The 13,684-nt window shown below is 46.2% G+C and carries 13 protein-coding genes; 1 reads left to right on the top strand and 12 read right to left on the bottom strand.

The window, feature by feature from the left end:
* Nucleotides 1-127: 127 nt before the first annotated feature.
* The 5 genes from LRR81_RS00605 to thpR are packed head-to-tail and all read right to left on the bottom strand — an operon-like array spanning nt 128 to nt 3,705.
* Nucleotides 128-1,048 (bottom strand): diacylglycerol/lipid kinase family protein, encoded by a 921-nt coding sequence (locus tag LRR81_RS00605; protein WP_231787360.1) that lies wholly within the window; start codon nt 1,046-1,048, stop codon nt 128-130.
* A 43-nt stretch (nt 1,049-1,091) separates the two neighbouring features.
* Nucleotides 1,092-2,054 (bottom strand): NERD domain-containing protein, encoded by a 963-nt coding sequence (locus LRR81_RS00600; RefSeq protein ID WP_231787359.1) that lies wholly within the window; start codon nt 2,052-2,054, stop codon nt 1,092-1,094.
* A gap of 5 nt (nt 2,055-2,059) precedes the next feature.
* Nucleotides 2,060-2,746, bottom strand: coding sequence for an LrgB family protein (locus LRR81_RS00595; protein ID WP_231788572.1), 687 nt, complete (start codon nt 2,744-2,746; stop codon nt 2,060-2,062).
* Complete coding sequence (locus LRR81_RS00590; RefSeq protein WP_231787358.1) at nt 2,746-3,138, bottom strand: CidA/LrgA family protein; 393 nt, start codon at nt 3,136-3,138, stop codon at nt 2,746-2,748. The genes LRR81_RS00595 and LRR81_RS00590 overlap by 1 nt, the downstream gene beginning before the upstream one ends.
* A 6-nt stretch (nt 3,139-3,144) precedes the next feature.
* The gene (gene thpR, locus LRR81_RS00585) at nt 3,145-3,705 is read right to left on the bottom strand and encodes an RNA 2',3'-cyclic phosphodiesterase (RefSeq protein WP_231787357.1); all 561 of its coding nucleotides are present in this window, start codon (nt 3,703-3,705) and stop codon (nt 3,145-3,147) included.
* Nucleotides 3,706-3,889: 184 nt separating this feature from the next.
* Between thpR and cysK the strand changes: the two genes are divergently transcribed.
* A complete protein-coding gene (gene cysK, locus LRR81_RS00580) occupies nt 3,890-4,819 on the top strand; it encodes a cysteine synthase A (protein WP_231787356.1) in 930 nt (309 codons plus the stop codon).
* Nucleotides 4,820-5,572: 753 nt separating this feature from the next.
* Here cysK and LRR81_RS00575 read toward each other — a convergent pair.
* From LRR81_RS00575 to LRR81_RS00545, 7 genes are all read right to left on the bottom strand, one after another.
* Nucleotides 5,573-6,571 carry a phosphotriesterase family protein gene (locus tag LRR81_RS00575; protein WP_231787355.1) on the bottom strand — a complete coding sequence of 333 codons (999 nt, stop codon included), beginning with the start codon at nt 6,569-6,571 and terminating at the stop codon, nt 5,573-5,575.
* Nucleotides 6,568-8,244 carry a long-chain fatty acid--CoA ligase gene (locus tag LRR81_RS00570; protein WP_231787354.1) on the bottom strand — a complete coding sequence of 559 codons (1,677 nt, stop codon included), beginning with the start codon at nt 8,242-8,244 and terminating at the stop codon, nt 6,568-6,570. Before LRR81_RS00570 ends, LRR81_RS00575 begins: the two co-directional genes overlap by 4 nt.
* Nucleotides 8,245-8,384: 140 nt before the next feature.
* Entirely contained in the window at nt 8,385-9,368 is a 984-nt protein-coding gene (locus LRR81_RS00565; RefSeq protein WP_231787353.1) for a quinone oxidoreductase family protein, read from the bottom strand.
* Nucleotides 9,369-9,380: 12 nt separating this feature from the next.
* Complete coding sequence (locus tag LRR81_RS00560; RefSeq protein WP_231787352.1) at nt 9,381-10,154, bottom strand: enoyl-CoA hydratase/isomerase family protein; 774 nt, start codon at nt 10,152-10,154, stop codon at nt 9,381-9,383.
* Between the two features lie 216 nt (nt 10,155-10,370).
* Nucleotides 10,371-11,138: an SDR family NAD(P)-dependent oxidoreductase gene (locus tag LRR81_RS00555; RefSeq protein ID WP_231787351.1), complete on the bottom strand. Its 768-nt coding sequence runs from the start codon at nt 11,136-11,138 to the stop codon at nt 10,371-10,373.
* Nucleotides 11,139-11,179: 41 nt separating this feature from the next.
* The gene (locus LRR81_RS00550; RefSeq protein ID WP_231787350.1) at nt 11,180-12,952 is read right to left on the bottom strand and encodes an acyl-CoA dehydrogenase family protein; all 1,773 of its coding nucleotides are present in this window, start codon (nt 12,950-12,952) and stop codon (nt 11,180-11,182) included.
* Nucleotides 12,949-13,683 carry a 2-phosphosulfolactate phosphatase gene (locus tag LRR81_RS00545; protein WP_231787349.1) on the bottom strand — a complete coding sequence of 245 codons (735 nt, stop codon included), beginning with the start codon at nt 13,681-13,683 and terminating at the stop codon, nt 12,949-12,951. The genes LRR81_RS00550 and LRR81_RS00545 overlap by 4 nt, the downstream gene beginning before the upstream one ends.
* Between the last annotated feature and the right edge of the window lies 1 nt (nt 13,684).

The following is a 13,684-nucleotide window of genomic DNA, read 5'->3' as shown; positions in this document are numbered from 1 at the left end:
GAATATTTTATCCTAAAAAGGAGCCATTAAATCTTTTTATGTAGTGCTGTTTTCTTGAATGGTGCAGTTTAACTGCAAAGCGGCGGTGATAAAACTGTCAAGAGGATCGCAATTTATTAAAACAGCGTTATGCAATGATCCGTACTTTTCGGGGACAGAGATTGATTTTGACCGGTACTGTTCCGCAAGCTTCCCCATCTGCATGAACAGGGACCGGCCGATCGGTTTCAATGGCAATGGCTGTTCCTGAAAATACTTCCACTTCTTTTAACAGCGTATGCTTTCCGAAAAAAACCGTTATAAAAACTAACAGCAATTTTAGTTTGGAAAGGCTGTGGACGACCGTTACGGTTAATGTTCCATTCTTCGGATCCGCATCTGGAGCAATCTTCATCCCGCCTCCATAATAAGGCTGATTGGAGATCGCCGCAAACCACACGTGCCCAAATTCCATTTTGTGATCGTCAACTTCCATCTTCATCCGGACAGGCTGATAGGAGCCTAAAACTTTTATAAGCGCAGCGGGATAAATAAGAAAGCCAAGCCCGCAGGCATTCAGCCATTTTTTCGCCTTCATGCTGCCCGCATGTGCTGCCACACAGGCATCAAATCCTGCACCCATGCTGTTAATAAAAAAGCGGCTGTTCTGTTTTTCCAGAAAGTATTCGCCGGCATCCACCTTATCTGATTGCACAGACAGAATTCTATTCAGGCAATTCAAAGTACCTGCAGGCAGCCTAAAGCCCCTTCTGAAATCGTTTCCTGTTCCAGCCGGTATAAATCCAATTTTTATTGAAGGATAGCTGCTGAGGCCGTTGATGATTTCGTGGATGGTTCCGTCCCCTCCGATTCCAATGACAGTTTCCAGCCGGTAATTCTGTACAGCGGCAACTTGCCTTGCAATCACTTCGGCATGTCCTCTGTATTCCGTAAAAAAGGAACGGAATGATATGTTTTTCTTCGTTAAGTACCTGCTCGTTTTTTGAAAAGCCTTCATTGCTTTTCCATTTCCTGAAACAGGATTTACAATTAATACAATTCCGTTCATCTCGTTCTCCCAATAGCTTCATTTCAGTAACTGTTTTGTTTCCCTACTCCTCTGATGCTGCCCATTCACTTCTGGAGTAGGAATCCGATACCGTATAATCAAAAATGGCTCTCGCAGCCTTCAGCTGTGCATGCTTGACAGGCGATGCGGCACCCCGAAGCTGATAAAACCAATTCGTAAAACTGCGTTTATCGATGACATCAACGCCGTAAGGGTTTGATGCTAAATCAATGTAGCTTTTTTCAGAGATTAATAGCTTTCTGACAGGCAGTTCAACCTCTTTCGATTCTCTGATCTGAGAAATGATGCTCCCCGTCCGGTTCAGGCTGATCAATGGGTTCAGCACCTTCTTCTCCAGTTTCATTTCTTTTTCAACCCAAAAATGCCCTCCGTCCCCAATGAAAACAGAATTCTCAGTGCCTTTCAGAAGCGTTATGCACAGGATTTCAGAAGGCAGAATAAAAATCAAGTCCAATTCGGTTACAGCCTGTTTAACCTTCAGCACCGGCTTGTACATGAAAAGATATTGATCTGGAAATCTCTGAAGAAAAAACTTCAATTCTTTACTGCGGAATAAGGATCGGTCAAGCTCTGATTTTTGCCAGAGCGTGGAACTCGCCCATTTCAGCTGAAACTGATAAATTTTATCAAGAAATGCCTGTTTTAGCTCTTCTTCTCCGCGAGGAGCTGAGACAAACTGCATTTCAAATTCTTCTTCTTTCACAGCTTCGGGAATCAGAGGCGGAATATCCATCACGCCTGAACCTTCACTGCTGTTTTTTTTCAATTTCTCTTTTAACTTGCTGAACAGCGTTGTTTTTTCTTCTTCAACAGGCGCTTTCTGCTGGTTATATTGCTTGAGAAATGAATCAAACTGATTGGCTTTCCAGGCATCATGAAGCAAAAGCCACTGCTGTTTTTTCATTCGGATATATTGGCCTGGATACCGGTATGGATCAGTTTCGTACCTGGAAATGCAATCATATATTTTAATGAGCTGCGCCATTTTTTTTACCCCCTTAAAATGAAAGAAACGGCAATGGGGCATAAAATCGAAGCGAATACAGCACTTAGGGTCATCGCTACAGAACTGACTGCCCCTGCCTCTTCTCCATATTCAAGCGCTTTTGCTGTTCCGATGCCATGCGCGCTTGAGCCCATGGCAATGCCGATTGCTCCTTCATCCATCACACGCAGTTTTCTAAGAAGGAAAGGACCGAAAATGCTTCCTGAAATCCCGGCCGCCATCACATAGACTGCTGCAAGGGATGGAATGCCGTGAATGAGCCTCGCAATGTCCATTGAAACAGGACTTGTCACCGACTTTGACAGCAAAGAGCGGAGCATATCCTGATCTAAATGAAACCAAATGGACAAGTACAGACCGCTAAGAATTCCAATAACTGCCCCTGAAAATACTCCGGCAAATATGGCTGCAAACTGCTTTTTCAGCGTTTCCCATTGGTCATAAAGCGGAAAGGCAAGTGCGCATACAGCAGGTCCAAGAAAAAGATCAATCCATTTTGCCCCGCTCATATACACCTGGTAGCTTGTCCTTGTGGCAGTTAGGACAAGAACAATGACAGCTGTGCTCGTTGCAACAGGAACAAGAAAAGCCCATTTTAATGCTGTATAAACCTTTTTCGCAAGAATATAAACGGCAATTGTTCCAATGAAGGCTGCCCCTGCTGAAAGCATCACAATTCAGCCTCCTTTTTCCCGCTTGTATCTTTGAGAAGAGATCTGGCTGACAGCAGGCTGTAAACAATAACGCTTGAGAGAAAAACCAAAACTGAGCTTGCAAGAACAATGGCGAGACTTATAAGCCCCTTGCCCTGGAAAAGATTTAAATATTGAACAACCCCTGCTGTAGCAGGAATGAATAATAACGTTAAATGCTTCAAAAGGAAGCCGGAGCCTTCTTTCAGCCAGGAAGGCTTTAAAACACGAAGCTTCAAGAGGAAAAACAATAAAACCATGCCAATGATGCTTCCTGGAAGCGGAAGATGCAGCAGCTGCTGCAGAAACGTTCCTCCCAGTGAGAAACTAAACAAAAGAAGAATCTGGCCGGCAATTTTTATTGCCCGCATAAGTTCTCAGCTCCTCTCCAGAGAAAAGAGCTCCACTGTTTCATATTTGGGCGTCTGTTCCATGTTTGTTTTCAGAAGCTGAAAGTCATTGGCATCGAATACATAGTCATCTCCCTTTATATCGGCAGGTTGGCGAAATGTTTCTTTAAAATTTTTTTCTGATGCCCACTTTCTTGCTAATGTGATATGAGGGCAGAAAGGTTTTTTGTCTAATTGAAATCCAGCTTCAAGACTGGCTTTGTATACTTTATTTTGGAGCACCATAAGCTCTTCTGAGTGTTCTGTGCCGGCCCAGAAGATTCTTGGCTTTTGTTCAGGTCCGAAAGTTCCCGTTCCTTTTATGCTAAGAGAAAAAGGCATCTCCCATTTTTCTTTTTTCAGCTTGGCGGCAAGCTCATTCAGAATGCTGTCTGATGGAGGGTTTCCGAGAAATGCCAGGGTAATATGATAATCTGCTGGATGAACCCAGTTTTTAAAGGACAGGTTGTCCCTTTTCAGCTCGGCCTGCATGTTTTGACTGATCCCATAAGGAATTCTAATAGCAAAAAAATAATGTGTCTGCTGCATGACTGAAAATCCTCCTGTAAGTAAACTCAACTTGCTGGCGCTTTCATTTATTATACGCTCTTTTCCATAAGAATGCTGTCTGAGAAAAGACGGTTTCTTCCATTAGTATTCAATCAGAAGAATTTGTTATGATAAATAATGGACATCATTTGATCTAAAAGGCTGACAAGAAAGGTTGAGGGAAATGGAATTTGCCCATAACATATCTGAGTTAATCGGAAATACTCCACTAATTAAATTAAACAGGCTGCAGCCGGAAAATGCGGCAGCGATTTATCTGAAGCTCGAATTTTTCAATCCGAGCAAAAGCGTAAAAGACAGGGCTGCTTTTCAAATGATCGCAGATGCTGAAGAAGCCGGGCTTCTGAAGGAAGGCTCTGTGATCATCGAACCAACGAGCGGAAACACTGGAATTGGACTTGCGATGAACGCGTCCGCAAGAGGATATAAAGCGATCATTGTGATGCCTGATACAATGTCGCAGGAAAGAATAAACCTGTTGAAGGCATATGGTGCAGAGGTCGTCCTGACACCTGGCGAGGACAAAATGCCCGGAGCCATCAAAAAAGCAGAAGAACTTGCGAAGGAAATCCCGAACAGCTACATTCCGATGCAATTTGAAAATGCTTCAAACCCGAATGCCCACAGAAGCGGAACGGCACCGGAAATTATCGAAGCAATGGATTCCATCGGCAGATCTCTGAGTGCTTTTGTTGCTGCCTCCGGTACTGGCGGCACTATAACGGGCACAGGGGAAGAATTGAAAAAACATTACAAGGACTGCACTGTTCATGTTGTGGAACCGGCAGGCTCTCCAGTCCTTTCTGGCGGAAAACCAGGCAAGCATAAGCTCGTCGGCACAAGCCCGGGATTTATTCCGTCTATCCTTAATCAGGAGGTTTATGACGAGATCTTCAAAATCGAAGATGAAGATGCCTATACGATTGCCAGAAGGCTTGCGAAGGAAGAAGGCATTCTTGTCGGGCCATCATCAGGTGCTGCCTGCTATGCTGCCATTGAAGTAGCCAAGCGGCTATCCCCTTCTGATACAGTAGTCTGCATCGCCTGTGACACAGGAGAACGGTACTTATCGACTGATTTATTTTCTTTTTGACCAGAAAAGCGGAAGCCGCTTGTTCAGCCCCGACAAGCATAAGACGATCAGCCGGGGAAAGGCGGTCTTTCCTTTCCCTGGATGAGCGGCTTATGACCTCGAGGGGCTAGCGGCTGGAGCTGGACAATGCAGAAAAGCGGAAGCGCCTGTTCAGCCCCGACAAGCGCTGGAGGAAAATCCCGAAAAGTCCGGTCTTAGACTTTTTGGGATTTTTCGAAGCGTCTCGAGGGGCTAGGCGCTGGAGCTGGACAATGTAGAAAAGCGCAAGCCGCTTGTTCAGCCCCGACAAGCATAAGACGATCAGCCGTGAGAAGGCGATTTTCCTTTCTATGGATGAGTGGCATTTTATAAATACTGATACGATTAAATAAACGCTCAGCAACTTGTGCTGAGCGTTTTTATTAGGTAAGGCGATCTCGTTTTGAAAACTTTGAAGGGAAGGCTCACTGCCCCGCAGAAAGCGGACGCCTGAAACGGAAATCAGCAGCCAATTTAACAGAGCTTTTAATAAAAATCAGCTCTGTCTTAGCAAAATTCAATTTTGTACTGCTATCTCTTACAGTGATTCTGCTTCCAGACTATTTACTGTCCAGTTTTCACTCTTAACTGTCCATTCCAGCAAGTTAACTTGCGGATTCTGCTTGTTAACTGTCCGGTTTGGCCCGCTTACTGTCCAAGTTGACCAGTTTACTGTCCAATCGCTGTTTTGCCCCCATGCGAGTACTGCAAAATCTCCGTTTTCTACTCTACCTCCTACACCTCTACAGAAGATTCCTGAAAAAACAGGCGCGCCGGATTTTCCACCAGCATTCTGTCAATCACTTCATGGCTGACTCCCTGTTCTCTCAGTGCTGGAAGGATAGCTTCAAACAGGTGGGACGGATGCCAGTTTTCCATTATTTTTTCCAGAGGCGGCGGCAGCTTCAGCGGCCTTCCCATCCAGAAATTAACGGTGTCATGCGACAGCATGATTTGGTCTGCGTAACCTTCTTCAAGAAGTGCTGCCAAAGTGGTGATCCGCTCAGAATCATTTGGTGCGCCAACCATCCCCTGAAGGCCGAAGCGGTCAAAAGCGATCCATGCGCCAGTTTCCAGCACTCTTTTATGATAGTAAGGATCCGTGTTGCCGCACATATGGCCGATCACGATCTTCTTCGGATCTGCTCCGTTCTCTATAAGCAGTTTTGCCTGCTCTGGCCCCATTGTTCCTTCCTGGGTATGAGTCATGATAACTGCACCTGTTTGCCTCTGTGCTTTCGCTGCCATTTTAAAAAACATTTCTTCATAAGGGGTGATCTCCCCTTTGCTTGATGCTGTTTTGATAATAGCCGGCTTGATGCCTGTCCCTGCAATCCCGTCCTTCAGCTCCTTCAGAAACATTTCGAGAATTTCGTCCTCTGCTGTCCCCAGCTGCTGCCTGAATTTGAAATATGGGGTTGCTCCCTCTCCTTCGTAGTAAAATCCTGTGCCGCAAATGATTTGGAGACCTGTTGCATCAGAGATTTCTCTTAGGAGTTCAGGATTTCGCCCGCATTCATTCGGAGTTGGATCCACAACTGTCTGAACACCGCAGCTCATCATTTGAAGTGCTGCTGTTACTCCAGCATCAAAGGCTTCCTTTCCGTTGAAGGCCCCCAGTGTGACATCTCCCTGAAAACCGGGATAGCCAAAAACGAAATGTTCATGGATCAAGGTTTTTCCCATTTCTTCTCTTTCAATAGGTCCAGTTACAGTCTGAATAGTACGGGTCATTTGATCACCTCGCCGATTTTTTGCTTTTCTTCTTCCTGAAGCTTCCGCCAAAGCAGCTTGCCGCTTGAAGTCATCGGCAATGATTCCCTGAATTCAATCACTCTTGGATATTTGTAGGCAGCCATTTCGCCTTTAGCCCATTCAATAATTTCAGCTTCAGAGGTTCCCAGTGCATCTTTTGAAAGAACAACGAACGCTTTAACGGTTTCGCCCCTTCTTTCATCCGGAATGCCGACAACACATGCCTGTTCTACAGCAGGGTGCCTGTACAGCAGGCTTTCCACCTCTGTAGGCCAAACCTTAAAGCCTGAAGCATTGATCATTCTTTTCACCCGGTCAACCATAAAGTAATACCCTTCTTCATCGCGTCTGCCGATATCGCCTGTTCTGAAAAACCTTTTTCCTTCAAGCTCGATAAATGAATGTTCATTCTCTTCAGGGCGATTATAGTAGCCGAGGAAAACCTGCGGCCCGTTCACAACAATTTCTCCTTCCGCTCCTGCTGGCAGCTCTTCCCCTGACACAGGGTCAATGATTCTTGCGTCCACATCAAAGGAAGGAATACCAAGACACTGCAGCTTCGGCCGGTCTGCCGGATTAAAGTGCGTCTGTGCAATGGTTTCTGATAGCCCGTAGCCTTCCACGAATTTCAATCCAGTCATGCGTGTGAGCTTTTCTCCAACTGCCGCAGGAAGAGCCGCTCCTCCTCCTGCCAGGCACATCAATGAGCTGACATCTTCTCTTCTAAGTTCTGGATTTGCTAAAAAGTCAATGAGCATCGTGCTGATGGTGACCCAGTGATTAACCTTTTTCTCCTTGATCGTTTTCCTGGCCGTCTCTCTGTCCCACCTTGTCATGACAACCATTTCAGCACCGGAAAGAATCGGGATATGCATGCTGTGAACCATGCCTGTTACGTGAAACAGCGGCAGTGTTGCAAGTGAAACTGCATCTGATGTGGCATTCAGCCAGTGGTACCCTCCGAATGTATTGGCCTGTACGGTTCTATGGGAATGCATGCACCCTTTTGGCAGCCCGGTCGTGCCTGATGTATAAGGAAGAACGGCAAGATCGTCAGGACCTGCTGCAGCTTCCATAGGCCTCCTTTTTGCCGCTAAAGCCTCTTTCCATAAATGAAAACCGCGATCATCAAATGCTTTCCGCTCTGCTCTTACGGCCTCTGGCTGTTCCATTATATGCTCGGCAGAAGCATAATCTGAATAAGCCGCGACAACTGTATCTTCTATTGTTCCTTCCTTCACCAGCTGCATCATATTGCCGATCAGTTCCTGGCCGGCTACTGCTTTTCTGATGCCGCAGTCCTTTACAAAAAAGGACAGCTCATCAGCCGTATTCATGGGGTTAATGGGCACAACAGCTGCATCTGCTCTGAGGATCGCATAATAGCCAATAATAAATTGAGGGGAGTTTTGCATATAGAGAAGAACTCTGTCCCCCTTTTTCACATGAAGATCATACTGCAGGTATCCTGCGAGCTCATCCACTTCATTTAGCAGCTCACTGAATGTCATAGAGGACCCATAGTAAGAAATCGCCTTTTTGTGCGGATACCTTTTTGCTGTGATTTCCAAATTCGTGTAAAGGGTTGTTTCTGGCAGAGTCAGTGTGACAGGAATTCTTTTCGGAAAATACGGCAAATGATCTTTTATCATTTTCATCCCTCTTTCCTGCATTATTTGAAAGCGCTTTCCAAAAATTTCGCGAAGAATTACAAAAAACCTTCCGGGAGAAATCAATTTATTTTCTGCTAAAAAGCAAGAGCGGCAGGCACATACCATAGCCGCTCTCCTTATCATGGAATTAAAACAAGCTTGCCTTTTGTTTTTCTGCCCTGCAGCAGACTGTGCACTTCTTTCGCTTCTTCGAGCTTATATACACCGCCGATGTTCAGCTTGAGCTGTTTGCTTTCTACAAATGCAAGCAGTTCCTTTAAGCTTTTGCTGAACAATTCTTTCTTTCTCATCATATTGGGCAGGAAAAAGCCGATCACCGACTGGTTTTTCCCCATTAAAGTGCCCGGATAAAATTTCGGCTGAACTCCGCTTGCTGCACCGAAAATGACCAGTCTTCCGAAAGGTGCAAGGCATTGAAGCGTTTTCTGAAAAACCTCTCCGCCAGCCATTTCAAGGGCAAGGTCTACCCCTTTTTGGCCAGTGGCCGCTAGGACTTCCTTTTCCCAGCCATCATTTGAGTAATTGATCAGCACATCTGCTCCAAGCTCTTTTGCAATGGCAAGCTTTTCATCTGTGCTTGCTGTGGCAATAACTTTCCCTGCCCCGAAGAGCTTTGCAAGCTGTACGGCAATCCCGCCGACACCGCCTGCAGCCGCATGAATTAACACCGTTTCTCCCTTTTCAAGCTGCCCCATCGATTTTAAAATATGATAGGCACTTAATCCCTGCAGCGGAAGAGCTACGGCTTCTTCAAAGCTGACACCGTCAGGAATTGGGATCAGGCCTCTTTCCTCTGCTGCCGTGTATTCCGCATAGCCAGTCGCAGAATCCGAACCGAGGAGGGTCACAACCCTGTCTCCTTTTGAAAATCTTGAAGCTGCGCTTCCCGTTTCCTCAATGATCCCGGCTACTTCTGCCCCTGGAACAAAAGGGAGCGGCGTATCGATCACATACTTGCCTTCTCGTCTCGCTGTATCGGCATAATTCACACCGATTGCTTCTATTTTAATAATAACCTCTTTTTCTCCAGGCTCCGGCTTATCTAAATCGACAATCTTCAACACCTCAGGGCCCCCGTATTCCTCAAGCATAATGGCTTTCATCATTCTTCCCCCTTATCTTCCCTGAAACTGCGGCAATCTTTTTTCTTTAAAGGCTTGAACACCTTCCTGATGATCCTTCGTTACAACCATAAGGCTTTGCGTTAATCTTTCCTGCTCAAGTACTTCTTCAAGGGTCTGGCAGGAAGAATGATCGATGATTTTTTTCATGGCGCCGATCGCCTTCGCTGGTCCGCTTGCCATCTTTTCAGCAAACGCGATCACTTCGTCTTTCAGTCTTTCAAGCGGGACAATACGGCTGACAATCCCGTATTCCAGTGCTTTAGCCGCTGTAATCGGCTCGCCGCTAAAGAACAGCTCCTTCGCACGATACGGCCCGACAATTCTCGGAAGAAAATAAAGACCGCCTCCGTCGGAAATAAGGCCTACTTTGGAAAAGCTCATCACAAATTGGCTGTTTTCTTCTGCAATGATCAGATCTGATGCAAGTGCAAGATTAAAGGCTGCACCTGCCGCAAAGCCATGCACTGCTGCGATCACAGGCTTTTCAAGCTGCTTCATCATCAAAATGCACTCATTCAGGTGGCCTAAATGCTCAAAAACTTCCTCACCCGATACCTGCCCCATTGTTTTCACATCGCCCCCTGCACTGAAGGACCTGCCGGCACCGCTGATGACCACTGTCCGGATCTCCTCATCCCTTTGCGCAAGCTTCAAAGCATTGGTCAATCCCAGAATCATTTCCTCACTGAAGGCATTCAGGCTTTCCGGACGGTTCATCGTGAGCATCAGGACGCCGTTGTTTTTTTCAACAAGCAAATCACTCATTTGATCATCTCCTCAGGTTTTTATTAGGCACTGTTAAATTGGGCTGTTGATTTCCGTTTCAGGCGTCCGCTTTCCGCGGGGCGGGCGGTGAGCCTCCTCGCCGCTTCGCGCCTGTGGGGTCTCACCTGTCCCGCTGCTCCCGCAGGAGTCTCCCGCCTGCCGCTCCAATCAACAGGTGCTTAAAAATCAATTTTCTCGCTTTAACATCGTCCTTTATTAAACAATCAGCCAGCCGCCATCTGCTAATAAATCTGTCCCGGTCATATAGGATGCTTCTGCTGAAGCCGCAAAAGCGATAATATTGGCAATTTCTTCAGGCTTTCCGACCCGTTTCAGTGCCGTGCTCCTCTTAATGGCTTCCGTGAATTTCGGGTTTTCCAGTCCTGCCTCAGTAAGCGGTGTTTCAACAAAACCGGGTGAAACAGAATTAGCCCTGATCCCAAACGGTGACAGCTCAAGTGCCAGCGCTCTTGTCAAATTGATGACGCCTGCTTTTGCAGCGCTATAGTGCGGAATGTGAGCTCCCGCCTTGTATCCTGAGAGGGAGGCTACATTCACAATGGCTCTGTCTCTTCCGCTTTCTACTTCTGTATCTTTCATTCTTGCTCCAATGATTTTTGAAACAAGAAACACGCTTTTTAAATTGGCTGCCTGAACGCTGTCCCAGTCCTCAATGGATGTTTCCAATATTTTTGATTGCTTTGATCCGCCAGCATTGTTAATCAAAATATCTGCAGGTCCGATCGACCATGCAAATTCTGCTAAGCGGTTCACATCTTCTTCCTTTGTTACATCTGCCTTGAAGGGAAATGCCCGCTGTTCTTCATACAGCTGATTAATCTCTTCTGCAGCTGCTTCAAGCTTTTCCATTGTTCTTCCTGCCAGGATCACGGCTGCTCCTTCTGCTGCCAGTTTACCGGCAGCAGCTTTTCCTATCCCGCTTCCTGCACCGGTAATGATCGCTGTTTTTCCGCTAAAACGCATATGCTTCCCCCCTGTGTCCCAATTTCAGCCGTTTTGCAGAACTAGCAGATATATTGCTCTTTGTCCTGCTGTGCAGCTGCAATCGCCCTGTTTCTTTCGACCGTATTTTCATAGCTGAATGGCAAAAAGGCGCCGCGGATCAGCTGAAGCCATTCCATCCGCTGCTCCCCAGCTGCAATGCCGCTGATGATCTTTCTAACAAGAAATTCACTTTGCAGAAGCGCCTCTTCAACAGCGGCTTCAGTGAGCAGCACTTTTAGCTTTTCATTTTCAGCGCCATTTTTTTGAATGGCTTTTTTTGTTCTGAAAAGACAGGATTCTGCCGCATAAAGCAATATCGCCATATCAGACAGCTTCATAATTGTTTCTTGTTCTTCCACCACTCCTTTACCAAATTGTTTCCAGGCAGCGCCAAAGGAAACAAGCAGGACATTTCGGAGTGTTTCAATGGCAGCTTCCTCTCTTCCAAGCACGCCATCTTCACTGGCAAGCGGTGATTTCAAAGTTTCTGAAGCTTTTTGCACAAGCTGCTCCAGCGGAATGTCACCCTTTCCTGCCTTCCGGTAAAATAGCGTCGGCAGCAGGAGTCTATTAATCTCGTTCGTTCCTTCAAAGATCCGGTTAATGCGGGAGTCTCTGTAAACCTGCTCAATCTTGTATTCTTTAATAAAGCCGGCGCCTCCATGGAGCTGAAGGGATTCATCAGCCGCCATGTCCAGTGTTTCTGAGCCGTACACCTTGCAGATAGCGCATTCTGCGGCATATTCCATCATTCTTTTGCCAATCAGGGCATGATCTTCTTCGCTGTATAAATCCCCAAGAGCATCTTCTAAAAGTCCCGCTGTTCTGTACTGCATAGATTCTGAAGCAAATATTCTTGCTGCCATCTTTGCTGTTTTTTCTTTTGTTGCTGCAAAATCAGCGATGGCTCTATTAAACTGTCTCCGTTCCTTTGTAAATCCAACCGCAAGCCTGAAGGCATATTTACTTGCTCCCATACAAGCAGAGCCGAGATTAAACCGGCCGAGATTGAGAACGTTCAATGCAATGACGTGGCCCTTGCCGATATCGCCAAGCAGATTTTCCTTCGGAATAAGACAGTCTTCCAAAATAACGGATCTTGTGGAAGAGCCTTTAATGCCCATTTTTTGTTCCTCTGGACCGAGCGAAAGCCCTGGGAAATCTTTTTCAGCGATAAAGGCAGTAAAATGTTCGCCGTTCACCTTGGCATAAATGATAAATGTATCTGAAAATGCCGCATTTGTGATATACAGCTTTGTCCCATTCAGCACATAATGCGTGCCTGCTTCGTTAAGGACTGCCGTGGTTTGGGCAGCAAGGGCATCTGAGCCGGAGTTCGGCTCTGTCAGGCAATAGGCCCCGATATATTCTCCGCTTGCAAGCTTCGGCAAATATTTTTCCTTTTGCTCTTTTGTCCCAAAATACGTAATGGGCAGTGTGGCAATACATGTGTGATTGGAGTGGGCAACACCATAGCCGCTTGAGCGCCCGATCACTTCTCCGACAAGACCCTTTGAAATTTTATCAAGGCCAAGGCCGCCGTAAGCCTCCGGAATACTGTGGGCAAGAAGCCCGAGGTCGCCTGCCTTTTTTAAAAGCAAAACAATGCGGCTGAAATCCTGCTGCTCAATTTCTTCATGATGGGGATCTACTTCTTTTGTTAAAAATTGCTTTGCTGTCTCAGCAATCATTTTGTGCTCGCCGGTAAAATCCTCAGGAGTAAAGATATTTTCGTAGCCGGCTCTTTCGTATAAAAAGCTTCCTCCTTTGACGCTCAATGCCGCTGTTCTCATTTTGTCATCTCCCTGTATGGCAACATTTTGCTTCCATTAAAAGAAGCAACAATCCCGTAGCAGCTATGCTGGCTGATATAGGAAATTTCCTCTGAAAAACCATAATCCTCAAGCATCCTGCCGACTGCCGAAGCTTTCAGCAGATTTTCTGCCTCCTGGCGCTGGCTTGCGGCAAAGAGCCATGCGGCTCTCGCTGAATCTGTCAGTTCAAACTGGCTTCCTGCCAGCAGGCAGCTGATAAAGAAACCGGCACCATAAAAGTCCTCAAGGCAGAATTGGCCTGATGAACCTGAACAGACGAGGATGATGCTGTCCTCTTTATGAAATTTTAAAAAGTGCTCTGCCATAGCCCCGCTGTTCAGCAAAGAACAGGCATAGACGAAGCTTGCAGGAGAGGATCTATGCAGAGCGACAGTGCCGTTTGTTGTTGACAAAATAACCTTTTTTCCGCTGACCTTATCCTTTAATAAAGAAGGATTCGGGTCCAAAAAGCCGTGTATCGTTTTCCCTTCATATTCGCCTGCAAGCAAATAGCTTTCATCAGCCATTCCAGCCGCTGTCTCTCTTGCTCTTTGTTCATTGAGAACTGGAATAACCTCTTCTGCTCCATGCTCAAGAAGGCTCGTGATAGTGGAAGTGGCCAGCAGAATATCAAATACTGCAACTGTTTTCCCCGCCATTTTGGCTGCATCGATTTCTTCCTTTTTCAGCAGAACATGAATTTTTCCCATA

It is taken from the genome of Metabacillus kandeliae (genome assembly GCF_021166585.1).
Classification (GTDB): Bacteria; Bacillota; Bacilli; order Bacillales; family Bacillaceae; genus Metabacillus_B; species Metabacillus_B kandeliae.
This window is presented reverse-complemented; position numbering and strand designations above follow the sequence as displayed.

Excerpts from the sequence above, each read along its gene's own strand:
- LRR81_RS00600 (WP_231787359.1), bottom strand. The coding sequence starts at position 2,054 with ATGGCGCAGCTCATTAAAATATATGATTGCATTTCCAGGTACGAAACT.
- cysK (WP_231787356.1), top strand. The coding sequence starts at position 3,890 with ATGGAATTTGCCCATAACATATCTGAGTTAATCGGAAATACTCCACTA.
- LRR81_RS00565 (WP_231787353.1), bottom strand. The coding sequence starts at position 9,368 with ATGAAAGCCATTATGCTTGAGGAATACGGGGGCCCTGAGGTGTTGAAG.
- LRR81_RS00550 (WP_231787350.1), bottom strand. The coding sequence starts at position 12,952 with ATGAGAACAGCGGCATTGAGCGTCAAAGGAGGAAGCTTTTTATACGAA.
- LRR81_RS00575 (WP_231787355.1), bottom strand. The coding sequence starts at position 6,571 with ATGACCCGTACTATTCAGACTGTAACTGGACCTATTGAAAGAGAAGAA.
- LRR81_RS00560 (WP_231787352.1), bottom strand. The coding sequence starts at position 10,154 with ATGAGTGATTTGCTTGTTGAAAAAAACAACGGCGTCCTGATGCTCACG.
- LRR81_RS00570 (WP_231787354.1), bottom strand. The coding sequence starts at position 8,244 with ATGATAAAAGATCATTTGCCGTATTTTCCGAAAAGAATTCCTGTCACA.
- LRR81_RS00555 (WP_231787351.1), bottom strand. The coding sequence starts at position 11,138 with ATGCGTTTTAGCGGAAAAACAGCGATCATTACCGGTGCAGGAAGCGGG.
- LRR81_RS00605 (WP_231787360.1), bottom strand. The coding sequence starts at position 1,048 with ATGAACGGAATTGTATTAATTGTAAATCCTGTTTCAGGAAATGGAAAA.
- LRR81_RS00590 (WP_231787358.1), bottom strand. The coding sequence starts at position 3,138 with ATGCGGGCAATAAAAATTGCCGGCCAGATTCTTCTTTTGTTTAGTTTC.
- thpR (WP_231787357.1), bottom strand. The coding sequence starts at position 3,705 with ATGCAGCAGACACATTATTTTTTTGCTATTAGAATTCCTTATGGGATC.
- LRR81_RS00595 (WP_231788572.1), bottom strand. The coding sequence starts at position 2,746 with ATGCTTTCAGCAGGGGCAGCCTTCATTGGAACAATTGCCGTTTATATT.
- LRR81_RS00545 (WP_231787349.1), bottom strand. The coding sequence starts at position 13,683 with ATGGGAAAAATTCATGTTCTGCTGAAAAAGGAAGAAATCGATGCAGCC.